Consider the following 19,546-nt stretch of genomic DNA (forward strand, 5'->3'; position numbering starts at 1 on the left):
AAAACCATGATCTACGGCATTGGCACCGACATCTGCGATGTGCGCCGCATCCGCGAAAGCCTGGAGCGCCACGGCGACCGCTTTGCCGAGAAGGTGCTGGCCCCCGGCGAGCTGGCCGTGTGGCGCGAGCGCACCGAGCGCTGGCCCGACCGCGGCCTGCGCTACCTGGCCACTCGCTTCTCTGCCAAAGAGGCCTTCAGCAAGGCCGTAGGGCTGGGCATGCGCATGCCCATGACCTGGCGGCACTGCGAGGTAGCCAAGCTGCCCAGTGGCCAGCCCGTCATCGTGCTGCACGGGGCCCTGAAAGCCTGGTTTGAAGAACGCAGCCTGCGCGCCCACCTGAGCGTGACCGACGAAACCGACTACGCCGCCAGCTTCTGCGTGGTGGAGCGTTTGGAGGCAAATCAGCCTCCAGCGCTTACCCCATAAGCGCAAGCAGCTCTTGATTTGATAGCAATTTATCCCCTCCGATCTTCCATGACCGAACACGCCCCCCTCATCATTGACATCGCTGGCACCGAACTCACCGCCACCGACCGCCGCCGCCTGGTCCACCCACTGGTGGGCGGCATCATCCTGTTTGCCCGCAACTGGGTGGACCGCGCCCAGTTGCTGCAGCTCACCAGCAGCATTAAGGCGGTGCGTGACGACCTGCTGATCTGCGTGGACCACGAAGGCGGCCGCGTGCAGCGTTTTCGCACCGATGGCTTCACCCACCTGCCGCCCATGCGCGCGCTGGGCGAGATGTGGATGGATGACGGCAAGGGCTCCAAAGCCGTGCCCGGTAGCGGTGCATTGCGCGCCACCAATGCGGCCACCGCAGCAGGCTATGTGCTGGGCAGCGAGCTGCGTGCGTGCGGGGTGGATTTCAGCTTCACCCCTGTGCTTGATTTGGATTGGGGCGAAAGTGGCGTGATTGGCGACCGCGCCTTCCACCGCGACCCCCGCGTCGTGGCCCTGCTGGCCAAGAGCCTGATGCACGGCCTGTTGCAAGCGGGCATGGCCAACTGCGGCAAACACTTTCCAGGCCACGGTTTCGTCAAGGCCGATTCGCACACCGAAGTGCCGGTGGACAAGCGCAGCCTCAAAGCCATCCTGGCCGAAGACGCGGCGCCGTACCCCTGGCTCAGCACCACGCTCACCAGCGTGATGCCCGCCCACGTCATCTACCCCAAGGTAGACAGCCGCCCAGCAGGCTTTTCGCAGCGCTGGCTGCAAGACATCCTGCGCTGCCAGATGCGCTTTGACGGCGCCATCTTCAGCGACGACCTCAGCATGGAAGGCGCGCGGCGCATTGACGGCCAGGTGGTGAGCTACACCGACGCGGCGTTGGCCGCGCTGGAGGCAGGTTGCGACCTGGTGCTGCTGTGCAACCAGAGCCTGGGCGAAGGCAAAGCGGTGGACGAGCTGATCGAAGGGCTGGCCGCCGCGCAGGCAAAAGGCCGTTGGCAGCCGAACGTGGACAGCGAATCGCGCCGCCTGGCGCTGCTGCCCGAAACCCTGCCCCAGCCCTGGGATGAATTGATGCTGCAGCCTGCGTACATGCAGGCGCTCGACCTTTTGCCCTGATGGGGGAGTCTCGCGCCGTGCAGACCCGAGAGGGTCAAGGCATGGGCGAGACCGTGGCCTTTGTAGCCGCTGATTGGGCTTCTGGCTCCGCCGTGAGGGGCGTTGGGGCAGGGGGCTCCCCGCTCCAGCGCCGCAGCACGCGCTGAAAAATCAGTGCGTTCGGGATCTGTATCCACGCACTACCGGGCGGGGTGTTGAACTCTTCCAGTGTGGTGTAGAGCAGGTTCACGTCCACCACGCGGCCTTTGGCGCCCGGCTTTTCGGCTGTGTCCAGAATCTCCACATGGTCACCAATGCGGAACGGTCGCGCGGTGAAGATGAGCAGAGCGCAGAACAAGTTGGACAGCACGCTCCATGCCGCGAAAAACGCCACGGCGCCCACCGTGGCGAACCCGGTGAATGCCGTCCACAGCACAGCGGCAGAAACGCCCAGCCGTTCCAGCGACAACAGCAGTGCGCTGGCCATGATGGTCCAGCGGATGAGCCCGTTGATGGGCACCACCAGTTGCCCTGGCAACTGGTAGCGCACGGCCGCCTTGCGCACCAGCCGCCGCAGCAGGCGCTGCAGCAGGTACGCGACCAGCAAGATGCCCAGAATCTGGCTGCCGGGCACGATCACGTCCAGCCAGTCCTGCACCCACTCCGGCAGGCGGTGTTTGGGAATCGCCATGGATTGCGTGGGCAGTCGGTCAGCCTTCGCGGCGCAGCGCCGGGAACAGGATCACGTCGCGGATGCTGGGACTGTCGGTCAGCAGCATCATGAAGCGGTCGATACCGATACCGCAGCCGCCGGCAGGGGGCATGCCGTATTCCAACGCACGCACGAAGTCGTGGTCGTAGTACATGGCTTCGTCGTCGCCACCGTCCTTGGCGGCCACCTGGGCGTGGAAGCGTGCGGCCTGGTCTTCGGCGTCGTTCAATTCGCTGAAGCCGTTGCCGAATTCGCGGCCGGTGATGTACAGCTCAAAGCGCTCGGTCACTTCGGGGCGAGCGTCGTTGGCGCGCGCCAGCGGGCTGATTTCGGTGGGATGCTCCATGATGAAGGTGGGCTGCCACAGCTTGTCTTCCACCGTCTCTTCAAAGTACAGCACCTGCAGGCCAGCGAGGCTGCGGGTAGAGAGCTTGTTCTTGGCTTCCGACATGCCCAGCTTCTTGAGGGCGCTGATCAGCCACTCGGCATCGTCCACATGGGCACCGGCTTCGGTGTACTGGAAGATGGCTTCGCGAATGGTCAGGCGGGCAAAGGGCTGGCTCAGGTCCACCTCGCGGCCCTGGTAAGTCAGTTGCAGGGTGCCCACGGCCTTCATCGCGGCGTCGCGGACGAGGGCTTCGGTGAAGGTCATCAGGTCCTGGTAGTTCCAGTACGCTGCATAGAACTCCATCATCGTGAACTCGGGGTTGTGGCGCACCGAGATGCCTTCGTTACGGAAGTTGCGGTTGATCTCAAACACCCGCTCGAAACCGCCCACCAGCAGGCGCTTGAGGTACAGCTCGGGCGCGATGCGCAAGAACATTTCCTGCTCCAGCGCGTTGTGGTGGGTGATGAAAGGCCGTGCGTTGGCACCGCCGGGAATGGGGTGCAGCATGGGCGTTTCCACTTCCAGGAAGCCGTGGTGCACCATGAATTCGCGAATGCCGCTCACGGCCTTGCTGCGTGCGGCAAAGCGCTTGCGGGCCGCTTCGTCGGTCATCAAATCCACATAGCGCTGGCGGTACTTCACTTCCTGGTCGTGAATGCCGTGGAACTTGTCTGGCATGGGGCGCAGGCTCTTGGTGAGCAGGCGCAGCGCTGTGACCTTGATCGACAGCTCGCCGGTCTTGGTTTTCATGAGCAGGCCTTCGGCGCCCACGATGTCGCCCAAATCCCAGTGCTTGAAGGCAGCGTACAACTCTTCACCCACCGCGTCGCGCGTGATGTAGAGCTGGATGCGGCCACCCGTTTCACCCAGCGAGCCGTCCTGCACGGTCGCAAAGCTGGCCTTGCCCATCACGCGCTTGAGCATCATGCGCCCTGCCACACTCACGCTGACGGGGTGGGTCTCCAGCACGCTGGCTTCTACATGGCTGTGGGTGGTGTGCAGGTCGGCGGCCTTGTGGGCTGGCTTGAAGTTGTTGGGAAACGCCACGCCTCCACCCTGGGCCTGGGCTTCACGCAGAGCGCGGAGTTTTTCCCGGCGTTCGGCGATGAGTTGGTTGTCGTCCTGGGGGGACAAGGGAGCTGCGGCGGCGTTGACTGCGTCAGACATAGAGCGGGACCAGGGTTGGTGGGGGGAAACCTTCTATTTTAGGTTTAACGCAGCCCGGCGCCGGTTTCATGGCCCTTTGAGCGCCAGAAAAGGTGCGTACCCAGCGCTTTCAGACCCAAAATGAGCAGGTTGAGCCCACGAAAAGCGGCTTAGCGCCGTGGCAGCGCCAGCATCCAGGCGGACAGCACCAGCAAGCCGATGGCGGAGGTGCCCGCCAGCCACCAAAGGTGGACTTCCGCGCTCCATCCCTGAGGCGCCCACAACGGCGCCACCAACACCACCAGTTGCAAAGCCTGCAGCGCCATGGCCAGCCACGAGTACTGGCGCTCTTGGGCGTGCTGGAATGGCCGGTGGCTGAGTGCAGCGGAAATACAGGCACTTCCCTGCCACAGCACCAGAGGCAGGAGGTAGGGGCGCATGCCCTGCCACGCGGTGGCAAGCGAAGTGGCGTCCAGCACCAAAAAGCCCACCCATCCTGCCAAAGCTGCGGTAGTGGCGGCGCCCAGGCCCACCGCCAGTGATCGCCACTGAGCGGTTTCCACCCGGGCAAGCAGCACCTGCGCCCAGGCGGTGTGAACGACGGCGGGAATAAACCCCAACAATCGCAGCAGCATGGCCAGATAACTGGCATCGGCCAGCCCGTGCAAGCGTTGCCATACCAAAAGCAATGCCGTACCTGCGATGGCGTCTATCGCGGTGTGGGCCAGGCGCAGGCTGGTGCTGCGGCGATCCGCCTGCGCGGTGGTGGCGGGGGGCTCTGGGGAATGCTGCTGTGGGGGTTGCGTAGTGCGGCCCTCAAGGCGTGCTGACCGCAGCCACAAGGCACCCACCGCGTAGCCGCAGGCGGCCGCCAACAAAAGACCGTGCGGGCTTTCTGCTGGCCAAGCCCGTGCCGCGGTCACGGTCAGCACCAGCGCCACCACGGGTGGGCCTGCGCGAACCAGCGCGGCCGACAGGGGCGATGCCGTCCTCAACGTCCAGGGCTGGGCCAGGTACCAGGCGAGTTGCAACAGAGCCAGCAAGGCGGCCCAGCCCAACAGGGTGAATGGGGTCGCCATGGCAGACCACCACACGGCCAGCGCTACCAGCGGTGCAAGCCCCAACCAGCGCCAAAGGCTGGAGCGAAGAACCGCCCGCAGCGCCGCGCGGGGCGGATGGTGGGCGTCTGCCAGGAACTGCAAAGGCCCTTGCGCGAGCGACAGGGACACCCAGAAAAATGCCACCTGCGCCGTGATGGCAAAACCACCGGCAGCCTGGGGGGTAAAAAAATGCAGCATGGCCACGCCCACCAGGGCCTGGGCTGCCAGCGACACCATGCTGCCCAAGGCCATGATGACGGAGGTGGATGCAAAGCGGTACGGCTGCTTCACGGGGCTAGTCCTGCGGCTTTCCAGATGTTCAGTCGAGCCAGGGTGTGGGGCCAGGCCCAGCCTCCCATGTCTGGGGATGGCCCGCTCGCCATGTCTCTCGTTTTACGAAAGAAATCTGCATAAGCGCTGGCGCTGGCCTGGGCTGGCAAATACGCGATGGCGGCCGGGTTTGACGCTGCAAAGTTACGCACCCAGCGGTAGTCCGTGCTGATCACTGGCAAACCGATGGCGCAGTATTCGAGCAGCTTGGTCGAGGTCTGCTCACTGTAAGGAATCTGGTCGGGCACCAGGTTGAGGGCACAGCGTGCCCGTCGCAATTGGGCGGGAACCTCGTGGTGTGGCACCTTGCCCGTCACGGTGATGTGCTTGAAAGCTCGGAACTTGCGCTGCAACGGTGTGGGCATGCTGCCGATCAGCAAGGTGCGCATGCCCGCCTGCTCCAGCCCCTCAAAGACGGGGAGAAAGTGCCGTAGCCGCACCATGTCACCCAGGTACACCATGTCAAATACTGCGGCGTCCTCTGGCTGGGGTTGCGTCAGAAAGGTGGACGAAACGCCCATCTCTCTGAACTCCCACGGAACATCGTCGGCAAAGCCCAGGCGCTGCCGGACCCACTTGTTCTGGAAGAGTCGGTAATCGGGCTTGGGCTGGGTCCAGCGCTTGATTCGGTCCTTGGCCCAGGCGAAAGGGGGGACGGAGGCCGAGGCATATTCATGCACCTGAAAGGCCTGGGCAAAGCGCTGGTGGTCCATTGTGCGCACCCGGCCGCACATCCACCACACGACGCGCGCATCTGCGGGCACCGTGCTGGCATTTTGGTGCGTGCAGGCCTCATGCCCCCACGGCCGCAAGTGGGCGGCGTAGGCCTCCAGCTCCGGAAGGTGGGAGTGACCGGGATGGATGAAATGCACTTGCATCAGGCAGTCACCTGTTCAATGAGGTGAGCCCAGGCACTGGCAAACCGCTGGGGCGTGTATTGCGCAAGCACCTGCGTCATATCCCGCTGGAGAAGTTCGGCCGGTGTGGACGTCACGCGAAGCACTGCCTGGGCCAGTGCGCTACCGCTGTGGTCTTCCGCCAAGGCGTAGGGCATGTGGCCGCCCAGCATTTCGCGCAGTGCAGGGATCGGCACACCAACGCAGGGCACGCCGGCCGCCAGCGATTCCAGTACGGCCATGGGGCAGCCTTCATACGCAGACGTCAGCAGCGTCACATGGTGGGCCTGGTACAGCGCCGGTGTTGCGGGTTGGAAGCCTTGCCATTGAATCCGTCCGGGGACTCGAACCGCAGATTCATGTTGCAGAGCCCTTTCTAAGGGGCCCTCCCCAGTGATCTGCAACGCGTAGTGCTGCGGCAACTGGGTCAACGTGTCGATCAGCAGTTCGGGGCGCTTTTCTGGCGACAGGCGGCCCACATAGCCGCATCGCACGGATTGCGGCGCGGCGGATGGATGCGATGGATGCGCAGTGGGCCAGGCAGGGTGCGGGTTGGGAATGACCTGCAGACACTGGTGTGCTGACGCGCCGCCACCCATGAATTGCATGAAGGAATCGCCCCCCTGGTGGGAAACAAAAACCCGCCAAGGCAGCCGCCGATACAGCCAGCGTAACCAGCGGCGTTTGGCGGCGGAAGCATGGGCTCTGTCAAGGACCTCCAGCAGCGGGCCATGGAACCAGGTGATCACCGGTTTTCGGTGCCATTGGCCCAGAAGCCAGGCGACATAGGCTGGCAGGAAGTTGTGCGTGGCAATGATCACATCGGCCTGGCTGGCAGCTTTCCACAGGCGGGACAGAGGTGTGGCGCGAATCACTTGGCTGTCGCAGCGGTGTCCTGCCACTTCCAGCGCGTGCGCGAGCGCATCGGAAACAGTGTGCACTCCTCCCGTTTCGAGATTTTCCTTCAGCAGCAGGATGCGGCGGTGCGTGTGGAGAGGCAACATCGAAATGCTCACCCCATGGGCCACAGGGCGGGATGGAAGGGCGAGTGTGTCACCGTGCACCAAATCCGGTGAACAGGATACGTGCGGTCTTGTAGGCGATCAGCAGATCCAACGCCAGCGAATAGTGGGCCACGTAGTACAGGTCGTAGCTCAGTTTCACTGCAGTCTGCTCCTCTCCTTCCGCGTAACCTTGCTGCACCTGTGCCCAACCCGTCAAGCCGGGGCGCACCAGATGGCGGTAGGGATAGGCTGGAATCCGATGGGCGAACACCCGAACAAACTCGGCCTGTTCCGGTCGGGGGCCGATCAGGCTCATGTCACCTTTGAGCACATTCCAGAGTTGAGGCAGTTCGTCCAGGCGGGTTCTGCGGATGAATTTGCCCACGGAAGTCACCCGGTCATCGTTGGGTTGGGCGAATCGGGCAGTGGTGGCCTCTTCGTGCCGCATGCTGCGCAGTTTCCAGATGCGGAACTCGCGGCCATTGCGCCCGATGCGAATTTGGGAAAACAGCATAGGTCCTGGCGTGTTCAGCTTCACGGCCAGGCCTGCCGCCAGACACAGCGGAAGCCACAGAGGCAACGCAGCAAGCGTCAAGCCAATGTCGGTCAGGCGCTTGACGGTGTCGTATGCCGGATTGCCGTCCAGCGCCCATAAGTCCCGGGCTTGCAGGTTGGACAACATTTTTCGGCCGCTGATCAGTTCTGCCACGGCTTCCACGCTGTAGAGCCTCACATGCTGCAGGCGCAAGTCGCTGATCAAGCGTTCGCGAGCCACGTCGGTGGGCGCTTGCGGGTCGATCACCACGCCAGCCAGGGCAGATTGGGCATCCGTCATCTGGGGGACTGGATTCGATGAGGCTGGAATGGCCAAGGGCCGCAGCTTGATGTCTTGCTGGCTGAATTCCGAGGCATCTCCCAGCAGTTCTTTCAGCCGCATGGGTACAGAGGAATCCAGATAGGCGAGTGACAACGCATAGCGCCCTCGCTCTCGCCAATGCCCCAAAGCAAACCAGGCGGCAGACAGCAGGTAGACCAGCAGCACAGCGCCGCGTGAATAGGGTTGTTGCAGAAGAGCAAAGCCCAGCGGGGCAGCCAGATACGGTGCCGCCGTGGCCACCAGAAGAAAGCGCCGTTCTTCAAACTGGGGCAGGTACGCTCCGTTGTACAGCCAGTAAGCAGTAATGGCGTAAGGCACGCTGCACCACAGGACCGTCTGAGGGAACTGGTACGTTGCCCACTGGTATTGCTCCAGCACCCATCCGATGGCGTAGCTCAATAGCAGCACCAAGATGCCTTTCAACGCCCAGCCCAGCACGGCACTTTGGCGGTGTGCTGTGGAAGAGTCGAGGGGGCTGTGAGAGTGGCTCTTCATGGATGGCTTGGAGAAGGGGAGAGGGCGCTCTGGTAGATGGCCATCACCTCCATGCCCATGCGTTGTGCGGTGTAGTGCTGTTCGTAGCGTTGTCTTGCAGCGCGGCCAAGGCTGGTGCGTAGCGCGGGCGACTCTACCAGTTGTCGCAACGCCCGCGCCAATGCTGTTGCGTCATTGGGAACCAGGCGTGCTTGGGTGGCGTCAGGCAACAACTCGCGCATGCCGGGAAGGTCGCTGGCCACAATGGCCAGCCCACCGCGCATCGCCTCGATCACGGAAATGGGTAAACCTTCGTGGTCCGAGGTCAGCACAAAAATGCCGTGCTTCATCAGCTGTACAGAAATATCGCCCACATCTCCAGCGAACACAACGGATTGCAGTCCCAGCTGCCTGGCCATGGCCTGGTGGCTGGCAAGTTGAGGGCCTCCTCCAAAAAACGTGGCTGGCACTTCACACCCCAAATCATCTCGCAAACGTGCGAGCGCTTGCAGTAGCAGGTCAGGGCGCTTTGGTGGCGCCATGCGCGCCACCATGGCGATGCGGGGTGGTGCGACCGCCAGCTCGGTGGCAAGGTGCGTGGATGCGGGTACCTCTTCAATACCGTTGTGAACGACCACCACCCGCCCGGATGGAAGTGGCAGTGCGCGTGCCAGCCTGCGCTCGTGTTCCGACACACACACCATGCGCCGTGCCAGGGGGGCGAGCAGCCATTCGACGGCAAAAGCGGCCACGCGCCGCTTCCAGGGGTTTCCTGCCTTGAACGCAAATCCGTGCACGGTGTAAATCACCGGCTTGCGGGTTCGCGCTCCCGCCAGTCGTGCCGCCACACCCGCCATCGCGCTGTGGGCGTGCACAAGGTCTGGAGACTGCTTTCGCACGATGGCTTGCAGGTGCCCTACGGCTTGCGCCAAGCCAGCGACGCCTGCCGTGTTGCCCAGTGAAGGAATGGAATGCACCCGAATGCCCGCAGCGTTCAGCGCGCACGCCAGAGGGGTCTGCAGGCCGTCGTCACCGCCGATGGCCACCTGCACGTCGATGCCTTGTCGGTCGCGCAATTCGCGGCACAGCGTCAGTACGTGGCTTTGGGCGCCTCCCACCTCTCCTTTGGTGATGACCTGAAGCACTTTCATGGCACCGGGGCTGCGGGCAAGGCCGTTGCCCTGCGTGCGGTCACTGTGCAATTCCCGTGCGCTCCAGCACATCGCCCACCAGCTCCAGCCGTACCAGCGGGTTGTCCAGTTCCATCAGCCGCTGCTTCAACTCCATGGGCACGGGCAGCAGTTCACACCAGCGGTTGGCCACCCAGCCACAGTCGTCGAGTTGTTCCGGGGTGGGCAGGGCGGCTGCGGGGTTCAGCGCATCACGCGCATGCAGGGTGTGTAAAACCTGGGTCAGGGCCGTGGCAGTTTTCTTCAGGTCTTCAGGGATGGGGATGGACAAATCCCTGTCCAGTTGCGACACGCTGGCAATCCACAGGCCGTGAACCAGGTGGTTGCGCTGGGTGATCCGAAACCGCTCCGTGCCTTTGCACACCAGGGTGATCAACCCTGGCTGGGGGCTTGCAAGTTGCTCGATGACCGCCAGTGTGCCCACGTCGTGAAATTGTTCATCCGGGGCTCCAGCCCGGCGCACTTCGCTGCCTTGGGTTAAGGACACCACGCCAAATGGGGCGCCCGTCTGGTGGCATTTGCGCACCATGTCGAGGTAACGCACCTCAAACACGCGCAAGGCCAGCACCCCGTCGGGGAACAGCACCGACGCCAGGGGAAACAAGGGCAGGGATGAAAGGGTCAGGGTCTGGGTCATGGGCCGGGGTGGAACGCCTGGTCAAGATCTGCCGGGCCTGGCAGGGTTACTGGCCCTGGGCTGCCCAGCGGTCAGAATGGGGTGGGGCCCACGGCCCAATCCCCCAGGCGGTCTGGCGCTGAATCTTGGGCCGCTATCATCCCACGGCGCAGCCGGTTTTCCGCCGGGGCACCCCTTCATTTGTGGATTTCCATGTTGTATCAAATCGCTACTTTGCTGCTCGATGTCATTGGTGGGCTGTTGACCGGTGCTTGCCTGTTGCGCCTGTACATGCAGTGGCAGCGTGTGCCCTTTTCCAATCCGGTGGGGGCTCTGGTGTTTGCGTTGACCGACTGGTTCATCATGCCGCTGCGCCGGCTGATTCCGCCCACAGGCCAGTGGGACGTCTCCAGCCTGGTGGGGGGCTTGCTGGTGCAGCAGGTGCAATATGGCCTGCTGTGGCTGATTGCGGGCGGCGCCATCTCTGGCGCAGTGGTGCCTTTGCTGGCAGCCTTCGGTCTGGTGCGGGTCGCGATTTCGGGCTTGATCGGCCTGCTGATCGTGCATGCGATCCTGTCCTGGGTGCAGACGCGCTCTCCCATGTCGGATGTGATTGGGCGGCTGTGCGCACCGCTGCTCAGGCCTGTGCAGCGGGTCGTGCCGCTGGTGGGCGGTTTGGATCTGTCACCCCTGGTGTTGCTGGTGCTGCTGCAGATCGCCATGATCGTGCTGGGCCACTTGCAGGCAGCGGTGTTGACGGGGGCCTTGCAGGGCTGAGTCTGGGCAGGGGCCACGCTGCCCTGCTGCTTCAACCGATGTATGGCCATCGGTTGCTTGGTCGCAAAGGCGCTTGGTTGACGCTTTGCGACTCCTTTCCCTGAATATCAATAAAAATAGCTGCTAGCGCTTACTGGATAAGCGCTAGCAGCTATGAATTTAATAGCGTTTGCGGTAGGGCGATCTCTCAAAATCGCCCCGCACCGCAGTAGCGTGGCCTTACACCACCGCGTCGGCTGGCAGGCGCTGCAGCATGGCCAAGCTGCTGGCCACGGTGCTGCGCAGTTCACGGCGGTCGCAGATGAAGTCCACAGCACCCTTGGTCTGCAGGAATTCAGCACGCTGGAAGCCCTCGGGCAGGGTCACGCGCACGGTGGATTCGATCACGCGGGGGCCGGCAAAGCCGATGAGGGCTTTGGGCTCGGCAATCACGATGTCGCCCACGAAGGCAAAGCCAGCGCTCACGCCGCCCATGGTCGGGTCGGTCAGCACGCTGATGTAGGGCAGCCCCTTCTTGGCAAGGCGGGTCAGCGCTGCGTTGGTCTTGGCCATCTGCATGAGCGACAGCAGGCCTTCCTGCATACGGGCACCGCCGGTGGCGGTGAAGCAGATGAAAGGCACCTTTTGTTCGATGGCAGTTTCGACACCGCGCACAAAGCGCTCGCCCACCACAGAGCCCATGGAGCCGCCCATGAAGTCGAACTCAAAGCAGGCGGCCACCACGTTGATGCTCTTGACCGCGCCGCCCATCACGATGAGGGCATCGGTTTCGCCCGTGTTCTCCAGGGCTTCCTTCAGGCGCTCGGGGTACTTGCGGCTGTCTTTGAACTTGAGGGCGTCCACGGGTAGCACTTCCTGGCCGATTTCATAGCGGCCTTCGGCGTCCAGAAAGGCGTCCAGCCGTGCGCGGGCGCCAATGCGGTGATGGTGGCTGCACTTGGGGCAGACATTCTGGTTTTGCTCCAGGTCGGCCTTGTAGAGCACGGTTTCGCAGCTCGGGCACTTGATCCACAGCCCTTCGGGTACCTGGCGGCGCTCGGTGGGGTTGGTTTGCTGGATCTTGGAGGGCAGGAGTTTTTCGAGCCAGGACATGGTTTCCTCTGTATGAATGAGCCTGTGGCGGCGCGGCCTTAACGCTAGCGCTGCCCATCAATCAGGGCTCCCGCGCAAGGGCCGCCCCGCCGCGCTGGGAGCGTCCCCCTTCCTGTGCGCAGCACAAGGAGAAGGGGGAAGCGGCAAAGCCGCTCAGGGGGATGCCCTCTATTATGCGTCGAGCGCCTTGCGCACGCCGCGCAGGAAATCTATGGTCATGGGGACGACCTTGGCGTGTTCCTGGTCTTCAATCAGCTGGATGATGCGGCTGCCGATCACTACGGCATCAGCCACCTTGCCAATCGCCTGGGCGGTGGCTGCGTCGCGGATGCCGAAGCCCACGCCCACCGGAATGTGAACGTGCTGGCGAATGCGGGGCAGCATCTGTTCGACAGCCGCTGTGTCCAGCGCACCCGAGCCTGTGACGCCCTTGAGCGACACGTAGTACACGTAGCCGCTGGCCACCCGTGCCACCTGGGCCATGCGTTCGGAGGTAGAAGTGGGAGCTAGCAAAAAGATCAGATCCATGCCGTGGGCGCGCAGATCGGCGGCGAAGGCCTCGCATTCCTCGGGTGGGTAGTCCACGATCAGTACGCCATCCACACCGGCTGCGGCGGCGTCGCGCACAAAGGCGCTGCCAGTTGTGCCCGGGGTGCCGTGCTTCTGGTCGTAGCGTTCCACGGGGTTGGCGTAGCCCATCAGCACTACAGGGGTGGTGTTGTTGCGTTTGCGGAATTCGCGCACCTGGTCCAGCACCTGCACCATGCCAACGCCCAGGCTCAGAGCCTTCTCGCCCGCCTTCTGGATCACCGGGCCATCGGCCATGGGGTCTGAAAAAGGCACACCCAGTTCGATCACGTCAGCGCCCGCTTCCACCATGCCGTGCATGAGGGCAGGCGTGATGTCGGCGAACGGAAAGCCGGCGGTCACATAGGGAATCAGAGCCTTGCGGCCTTGGGCCTTGAGGGCGGAAAACGTTGCTTCGATGCGGCTCATTTGACCACCTTGACATGTTGCTCGCCGCCCTTGACGGACTGCCCCTGGCAGCTGGGGCGGCAGTAGAAATCGGCACCACTGAGGTCGGCCACGGTGCCGATGTCCTTGTCGCCACGGCCTGAGAGGTTGACCAGAATGGATTGGTCAGGGCGCATGGTCTTGGCCAGTTTCATGGCATAGGCCACGGCATGGCTCGATTCAAGGGCGGGAATGATGCCTTCGGTACGGCACAGGTAGTGGAAGGCGTCCAGCGCCTCCTTGTCGGTGATGCCCACGTATTCGGCGCGGCCGATTTCCTGCAGCCACGCATGTTCTGGCCCCACGCCGGGGTAATCCAGGCCTGCGCTGATGCTGTGGGTTTCGGTGATCTGGCCGTTGTCATCCTGCAGGATGAAGGTGCGGTTGCCGTGCAGCACGCCGGCGCTGCCTTTTTGCAGCGATGCGGAGTGGCGGCCAGAGTCCAGCCCCTCGCCCGCAGCCTCCACACCAATCAGACGGGTTTTCTCGAACGGAATGTAGGGGTGGAAAATGCCCATGGCATTGCTGCCGCCACCCACGCAGGCGATCACGGCGTCGGGCTGCTGGCCCAGCACTTTTTGCTCAGCGAGCATGGCGGGCATCTGTTCAATGCATTCCTTGCCAATCACGCTCTGGAAGTCGCGCACCATCATCGGGTAGGGGTGTGGGCCCGCCACGGTGCCGATGATGTAGAAGGTGTTGTCCACATTGGCCACCCAGTCGCGCATGGCGTCGTTCAGGGCGTCCTTCAGGGTCTTGCTGCCAGATTCGACGGGCACCACGGTGGCGCCCAGCAGCTTCATGCGGTACACGTTGGGGCTCTGGCGCTTCACGTCCTCGGCGCCCATGTACACCACGCATTCCAGGCCGTAGCGGGCGCAGATGGTGGCCGTTGCCACGCCGTGCTGGCCTGCGCCGGTTTCGGCAATCACGCGGGGCTTGCCCATGCGCTTGGCCAGCATGGCCTGGCCAATCACGTTGTTGATCTTGTGCGCGCCGGTGTGGTTCAGGTCTTCGCGCTTGAGGTAAATCTGCGCACCGCCCATTTCACGGCTGGTGCGCGCGGCATGGTAGATGGGCGAGGGGCGGCCCACGAAATGCTTGAGTTCGTACTGGAATTCCGCCAGAAACTCTGGGTCGTTCTGGTAGCGGGCGTACGCCTCGCGCAGTTCCTGGATGGCGTGGGTCAGGGTTTCGCTGACGAAGCTGCCACCGTAGGGGCCAAAGTGCCCGGAGGCGTCAGGTTGCTGATAAGAGCTCATGGGGATTCTTTGCAAGTTGGGCATCGGCCGCACGCACGGCGGCAACGAAGCGTTGGATTTTTTCGGCGTCTTTGATGCCCTTGATGGGTTTGCCATCGGGGCCATCGGCTTCAACGCCGGAACTGACATCAACCGCCAGCGAGAGGCCTCGCGGGCGGACTTGCAAAATGCCATCGGTCACGTTTGCAGGCGTGAGTCCACCAGACAAAACGAGGTGAGAGCTGACGCTTGGTGGAAGGAGTGACCAATTGAATGCCTTGCCGCCACCACCATAACCGTCGACATGGGCGTCGAGCAGGATGGCCTGGGCGTGTGAAAAATCCTGCGCGTATTTTACGAGGTCGAAGCGTTCAGCCCCATCGCCTAGGGGTATGCGCGCTGCCCGCAAAAATGGACGCAACCCGTGGCCTGTGGCCAGCAGGCAATCGGCCGGCGCTTCATCACCATGAAATTGCACGATAGCGCCCGCCACCATTGCGCTAGTAGCTATTATTTTAATAGCACTTTCGTTCACGAACAGCAGCACGGGGGTGACGAATGGTGGGAGTCTGCGTGCCAATTGCGCAGCGCGCTCAGGGGTGACTGCGCGGGGGCTGGGTGCATACAGCACGAAACCCACAGCGTCGGTACCCGCCGCCACGGCGGCATCCACATCCTGTTCCCGGGTCAGGCCGCAGATTTTGATTCGCGTGCGCTCGCTGGTCATGGCACGGGGTTTCGTTGCGAAGCCATGCGGGTGGGGTGTGGAGGCGGTTTCAGCAGAGTGGTGGGTGGTCATGGCAGCCAGGCAAAGGGAGGGGTGCTTTGAGGAAGCTTCCACTGCGCATCGTAGACCGGGCCCAGAAAATACAGCCCGTCTGGGGAAAAGGTGGGTGCTGCCGCATCGCGCGACCGCGCATTGAGCACGCTCTGCATCCAGCTTACTGGCTGCTTGCCACTTCCGACGGCGATCAGGCAGCCCATGATGTTGCGGATCATGTGGTGCAAAAAGGCGTTGGCTTCGAACTCGAAACGCCAATAGCAGGGGCTCCAGCCCAGTTCGGGGTGCGGCGCTACTGCACGGCTGTCAGTGATCTCTATGCGTTTGATCGTTTTGACCGGCGTCTTAGCCTGGCAGGCAGATGCCCTGAACGATGTGAAATCGTGTTCACCGAGCAAGATGCTGGCGGCTTGCCGCATTGCATCGCCGTTGAGTGGCGTGTGTACCCAGCCCACGCGACCAGACTCGACACTGGGGCGCACGGGTGACTGCAGCAGCACGTAAGCGTAGCGCCTGGCCGTTGCACTGGCGCGCGCGTGAAAGCTGTCAGGCACCTGCTGTGCCCATTGCACCGCAATGTCGGGTGGCAAAAAGGTGTTGGTGCCCCGAACCCACGATGCGTTGGGGCGGCGCAGGGGGGTGTCGAAGTGCACGACCTGCATCAGCCCATGCACCCCACTGTCGGTGCGGCCCGCACACAGGGTGCTCACTGTATGCGTAGCAAAGCGGCCCAGGGCTGCTTCGAGCTTGTCTTGAACAGTGTTGCCAGATAACTGGCTCTGCCAGCCGTTGTAGCCTTGCCCGTTGTAGCTGACGCCCAACGCCATCCTCACGGTGGCGTTGGAGGAGGAGGCGTTGGTCGGGCTCTCGGGTGTCAGCTCTGGCGGCATCAGCCCAGATCAGCCAGCAAGCGCTGGGCGCGGGTTTTGAGTGCGCCTGTTGCCTCTGCCACCACTTCCTCGATCAGGGTGCGGGCACCATCGGTATCGCCGATCGCGTTGAACTCTTCCGCCAGCGCCAGTTTGGTCGCCAGAGGATCGTCATGAGCAGCAGCCTCGCCATCATCGTCATCGTCACCCATTGTTGCAGATGCCGTGGTGATTTCTTCGCTGACCGATGGTGTACTCGGCGTGGGCGTGCTGAGGGTGGAAGGCGCTGTCAGGTCGAGCGAGAGATCTCCCAGATCGAATTCCAGCGTGTTGTTGTCTGGGGTGCCAGACGACAAAGGCGCGAGGCCAGAGGGTGCAATGCTCAGATCATCTGCGGCGCCCAGTGGGTCGAGCGTCGGAGCGGCTTCAGCCATAGGGGGGCGGGCCGTTTCTGGCTCGTCATCCAGCGAAGGCAGTTCCATTTCGGGAGCCAGGCCGGAGGCCGCAGCCGCGGCGGCGAACCCACCGGCGGCTGGGGCATCCGTCAGGGCATCATCTGGCAGGTCGAGATCCAGATCCAGGTCGAGATCAGAAGGCAGTGCAGCAGCCGCACCGGCACCCATCGCGGCGGGTACCGTGCTCGCAAAGCCGCCTGCGGGGGCGGGCTGAGCGACTTCACCGCCGGGGCGTCCACCGGGTTGGTACAGGGCATTTTCCGGGTCCAGGCCGCGGCCCAGTTCGGTGATGCGGGCCCAGTCGGGGCCCTCACCCTGGGTGAGCTTGAACACGTCGCCTGCCACTGCTTCCAGGGCCTTGCGGTCCTGGCGTTTGGCGTAAATTTCGCCCAGCTTGACGTGGACGGAAACCCGTGCGGGGTTGTGGCGAATGGCCTCTTTCAGAATCTCTTCCGCTTGCAGGTCGCGGCCATAGGCCAGGTAGACGTCGGCTTCTGCAACAGGGTCCACATCGCCGCCAGCATCCAGCTGGCTGGGCGAGTAGGCCATGGAAGAGCCGCCCGTGGTCATTTCGCTGTTGGCGGTGTCGATGCGTTGACCACCGCTGGCGCCGAAGAACGAGTCAGGCTGAATGCGGCTTTCCATGAAGGAGCTGTCTACGCCGCCAGCGCCACGGCGGCGCTGCACGACACGGTAAGCGCCATAACCGATCAACAGAGCCAGCAGGCCGCCACCGGCCAGTGGAATCATGGGGTCTTCCATCAGCCCATCAAGGAAGCTGGGCTCTTCGATGGGTGGTGGAGGAGGCACGACCACCTTGGGTGCGGGCGCTGCTGGTGCAGATGCCTCGGCGGCAGGTGCAGACGCAGTGGCATCGGGGGCTGATGCAGCATCTGCAGGGGTGCTGGCCGCTTCGGCTGGCACCTCGGGTGTCGAAGCAGGTGCTTGCGGGGCTGTCGGGGTGGCGGGAACGCCGGGCACTTCTGCCTTGATCGCCGCAGGCGTACTGGCCGCTGGGGCGGTGGCTGGAGCCGCGCCTGCAGCAGAGGCTGCGCCGACCTTGTTCAGGTCGCTGATGTTCTTTGACAGCTCAGCCATACGAGCATTGGCCTCGCTGGCTTGCTTGTCTCTCGCCAGCTGGTCTTCGGTAGCCTTTTGGCCCTTGAGAGAACCCTTCGAGAGGGTCAGCTTGTCTGGGGCAGCTGTTGCGGGCTTGCGGTCTTCCACCTGGGCCTGCACCTTGCCACTGGCCGAGCGCTCGGCCGAGGCCACTGTTGCGCTCGGTGCGGCATCAGCCATCTTGCGGCGGAAGGTGTTGAAGTCGCGGCTTTGGGCTGCCAGGATTTGGCGAGCCTCGGTGTTGGACACCGACTTGGCGGTGGCTTCATCCGGAATCTGCAGCACAGAGCCGGCGCGTACGCGGTTCACGTTACCCTGGATGAATGCATCGGGGTTGGCGCGCATCAGGGCCACAAGCATCTGGTCCAGAGAAACATCTGCAGGGCGGTGGGCATTCGCAATCCGACCGGCCGTGTCGCCAGGCTTGACGGTCACGCCGTCGGCGGGGGCGGGGCGCGATGCTGCGGGTGCACGCACGGCGGGTGCGGCTGGAGTCGCTACACGCGCAGGGGCGGGGCGCTGCTGTGCCGCGGCGGCTGGCGCTGTGATCTGGGGGGCTGCTGTGGCTGTAGGTGCGGCGCTGCGCAATGCCGGTGGGTCAAACAGCAGGGTGTAGCTGCGAACAATCTTGCCTGTGCCCCAGGTGGTATCCAGGACCAGATCGAGAAACGGATCGTTGACCGGGCGGTCGCTGGAGACCCGCAGCACGGCGCTGCCATCCGCACGGCGTTGCAGCTGGATCTGCAAGGCGTTCATCAGCGGATTGAACTCCATGCCTTGGGAGCGGAACACCTCGGGCGACGCCGCGGTGGCACGCAGGGTCTCAGCTTCCGCCGCAGTGATTTGGGGTACGTCGATCTCGGCGCGCAAAGGTTCACCCAGCGCTGACTGCACCGTGATTCGCCCCAGGGCCAAAGCAGACGCCTCGCCTGCGTGCAGGCCGACGCAAAGCACGGCAGCAGCCGCCAAAGCTGAAAATTTCCAACGATGCATGTTTGCCATCAACTGATTAGGTGGTGCGGCTCGGTCGAGCGGAGTTGTTTTTCTCATGTGCTGTTCCCGCCCCGGAGCGTGAAAATATGTAAAAAGCACCATAGCAGCAATGTTTTGCTGTGACAAGCTGAGGTGGCGTCGAAGCTTTGGTGGGCAACCATGGGCCCTCATTTGATGCGTAAACCTGTTGCCATTCGACAACGTGGCGTAACTGGTTGTTTCTGCGCTCGAGAATGAAAAAAGCGCGCAAAACGTCGGTTTTGCGCGCTGGGTGCAGGCCTTTGAAATCAGGCGGACAACAAAATCCGCAGCATGCGGCGCAGGGGTTCCGCAGCGCCCCACAGCAATTGGTCGCCAATGGTGAAGGCGCCCACATACTCAGGGCCCATGGCCAGCTTGCGGATGCGGCCTACAGGGATGGTCATGGTGCCGGTCACGGCCACGGGGGTCAGATCCTTGATGGTGGCCTCGCGTGTGTTGGGCACCACTTTCACCCACTCGTTGTCGGCCGCAATCATGGCTTCGATATCGGCCACGGGCACGTCCTTCTTGAGCTTGAAGGTCAGAGCCTGGCTGTGGCAGCGCATGGCGCCCACACGCACGCAAAAACCGTCCACCGGGATGGCGGCCGAGCCAAAGCCCTCGCCCATGCCGAGGATCTTGTTGGTTTCGGCCATGCCCTTCCACTCTTCCTTGGACTGGCCGTTGCCCAGGTCCTTGTCGATCCAGGGGATCAGCGAGCCGCCCAGGGGCACGCCAAAGTTGGCGGTTTCAGCGGCAGACAGGCTGCGCTGCTTGGCGATCACCTTGCGGTCGATTTCCAGGATGGCGCTCTTGGGGTCATCCAGCAGAGACTTCACTTCGGCATTCAACGTGCCGTATTGCGTGAGCAGCTCACGCATGTGCTGCGCGCCACCGCCCGAT

18 protein-coding genes are annotated in these 19,546 nt (G+C 63.3%); 3 read left to right on the plus strand and 15 right to left on the minus strand.

What is annotated here, in order from left to right:
- The first annotated feature begins 6 nt into the window (after positions 1–6).
- Together acpS and nagZ are read left to right on the plus strand one after the other, a co-directional pair.
- Positions 7–429, plus strand: coding sequence for a holo-ACP synthase (gene acpS, locus AADJ04_RS05450; RefSeq protein WP_341238986.1), 423 nt, complete (start codon positions 7–9; stop codon positions 427–429).
- A 48-nt stretch (positions 430–477) separates the two neighbouring features.
- Positions 478–1,569, plus strand: a complete 1,092-nt coding sequence (nagZ, locus tag AADJ04_RS05455; RefSeq protein ID WP_341238987.1) for a beta-N-acetylhexosaminidase — start codon at positions 478–480, stop codon at positions 1,567–1,569.
- 34 nt (positions 1,570–1,603) lie between these two features.
- On the opposite strand, the gene AADJ04_RS05460 is transcribed toward nagZ, so the two are convergent.
- The 8 genes from AADJ04_RS05460 to AADJ04_RS05495 all read right to left on the minus strand — a co-directional run bounded on the left by AADJ04_RS05460 (position 1,604) and on the right by AADJ04_RS05495 (position 10,302).
- Positions 1,604–2,239, minus strand: coding sequence for a mechanosensitive ion channel family protein (locus AADJ04_RS05460; RefSeq protein ID WP_341238988.1), 636 nt, complete (start codon positions 2,237–2,239; stop codon positions 1,604–1,606).
- A 19-nt stretch (positions 2,240–2,258) separates the two neighbouring features.
- Positions 2,259–3,815, minus strand: coding sequence for a lysine--tRNA ligase (lysS, locus tag AADJ04_RS05465; protein ID WP_341238989.1), 1,557 nt, complete (start codon positions 3,813–3,815; stop codon positions 2,259–2,261).
- Positions 3,816–3,964: 149 nt separating this feature from the next.
- Positions 3,965–5,185, minus strand: a complete 1,221-nt coding sequence (locus AADJ04_RS05470) for a hypothetical protein (RefSeq protein WP_341238990.1) — start codon at positions 5,183–5,185, stop codon at positions 3,965–3,967.
- Complete coding sequence (locus tag AADJ04_RS05475) at positions 5,182–6,102, minus strand: glycosyltransferase (protein ID WP_341238991.1); 921 nt, start codon at positions 6,100–6,102, stop codon at positions 5,182–5,184. Before AADJ04_RS05475 ends, AADJ04_RS05470 begins: the two co-directional genes overlap by 4 nt.
- Entirely contained in the window at positions 6,102–7,124 is a 1,023-nt protein-coding gene (locus tag AADJ04_RS05480) for a glycosyltransferase family 4 protein (protein ID WP_341238992.1), read from the minus strand. Before AADJ04_RS05480 ends, AADJ04_RS05475 begins: the two co-directional genes overlap by 1 nt.
- A 49-nt stretch (positions 7,125–7,173) precedes the next feature.
- The gene (locus tag AADJ04_RS05485; RefSeq protein WP_341238993.1) at positions 7,174–8,496 is read right to left on the minus strand and encodes an exopolysaccharide biosynthesis polyprenyl glycosylphosphotransferase; all 1,323 of its coding nucleotides are present in this window, start codon (positions 8,494–8,496) and stop codon (positions 7,174–7,176) included.
- Positions 8,493–9,626, minus strand: coding sequence for a glycosyltransferase (locus AADJ04_RS05490; protein WP_341238994.1), 1,134 nt, complete (start codon positions 9,624–9,626; stop codon positions 8,493–8,495). Before AADJ04_RS05490 ends, AADJ04_RS05485 begins: the two co-directional genes overlap by 4 nt.
- Positions 9,627–9,666: 40 nt before the next feature.
- Positions 9,667–10,302: an LON peptidase substrate-binding domain-containing protein gene (locus AADJ04_RS05495; protein ID WP_207373477.1), complete on the minus strand. Its 636-nt coding sequence runs from the start codon at positions 10,300–10,302 to the stop codon at positions 9,667–9,669.
- A gap of 192 nt (positions 10,303–10,494) precedes the next feature.
- Between AADJ04_RS05495 and AADJ04_RS05500 the strand changes: the two genes are divergently transcribed.
- Entirely contained in the window at positions 10,495–11,058 is a 564-nt protein-coding gene (locus AADJ04_RS05500) for a YggT family protein (RefSeq protein WP_207373478.1), read from the plus strand.
- Between the two features lie 219 nt (positions 11,059–11,277).
- Here AADJ04_RS05500 and accD read toward each other — a convergent pair whose 3' ends face one another.
- The 7 genes from accD to AADJ04_RS05535 all read right to left on the minus strand — a co-directional run.
- Positions 11,278–12,150, minus strand: coding sequence for an acetyl-CoA carboxylase, carboxyltransferase subunit beta (gene accD / locus AADJ04_RS05505; RefSeq protein ID WP_066784768.1), 873 nt, complete (start codon positions 12,148–12,150; stop codon positions 11,278–11,280).
- 171 nt (positions 12,151–12,321) lie between these two features.
- Positions 12,322–13,146 carry a tryptophan synthase subunit alpha gene (trpA, locus tag AADJ04_RS05510; RefSeq protein WP_341238995.1) on the minus strand — a complete coding sequence of 275 codons (825 nt, stop codon included), beginning with the start codon at positions 13,144–13,146 and terminating at the stop codon, positions 12,322–12,324.
- Positions 13,143–14,426, minus strand: a complete 1,284-nt coding sequence (trpB, locus tag AADJ04_RS05515) for a tryptophan synthase subunit beta (RefSeq protein WP_341238996.1) — start codon at positions 14,424–14,426, stop codon at positions 13,143–13,145. The genes trpA and trpB overlap by 4 nt, the downstream gene beginning before the upstream one ends.
- Entirely contained in the window at positions 14,404–15,132 is a 729-nt protein-coding gene (locus AADJ04_RS05520) for a phosphoribosylanthranilate isomerase (RefSeq protein WP_341239002.1), read from the minus strand. The genes trpB and AADJ04_RS05520 overlap by 23 nt, the downstream gene beginning before the upstream one ends.
- Before the next feature lie 68 nt (positions 15,133–15,200).
- Complete coding sequence (gene truA / locus AADJ04_RS05525) at positions 15,201–16,019, minus strand: tRNA pseudouridine(38-40) synthase TruA (protein ID WP_066694916.1); 819 nt, start codon at positions 16,017–16,019, stop codon at positions 15,201–15,203.
- Between the two features lie 56 nt (positions 16,020–16,075).
- Complete coding sequence (locus AADJ04_RS05530; RefSeq protein ID WP_341238997.1) at positions 16,076–18,622, minus strand: FimV/HubP family polar landmark protein; 2,547 nt, start codon at positions 18,620–18,622, stop codon at positions 16,076–16,078.
- A 287-nt stretch (positions 18,623–18,909) separates the two neighbouring features.
- Positions 18,910–19,546 (minus strand): aspartate-semialdehyde dehydrogenase (locus AADJ04_RS05535; protein ID WP_341238998.1); only part of this gene is annotated, 637 nt, incomplete at its 5' end.

It is taken from the genome of uncultured Acidovorax sp. (assembly GCF_964021665.1).
Taxonomy (GTDB): Bacteria; Pseudomonadota; Gammaproteobacteria; order Burkholderiales; family Burkholderiaceae_C; genus Acidovorax; species Acidovorax temperans.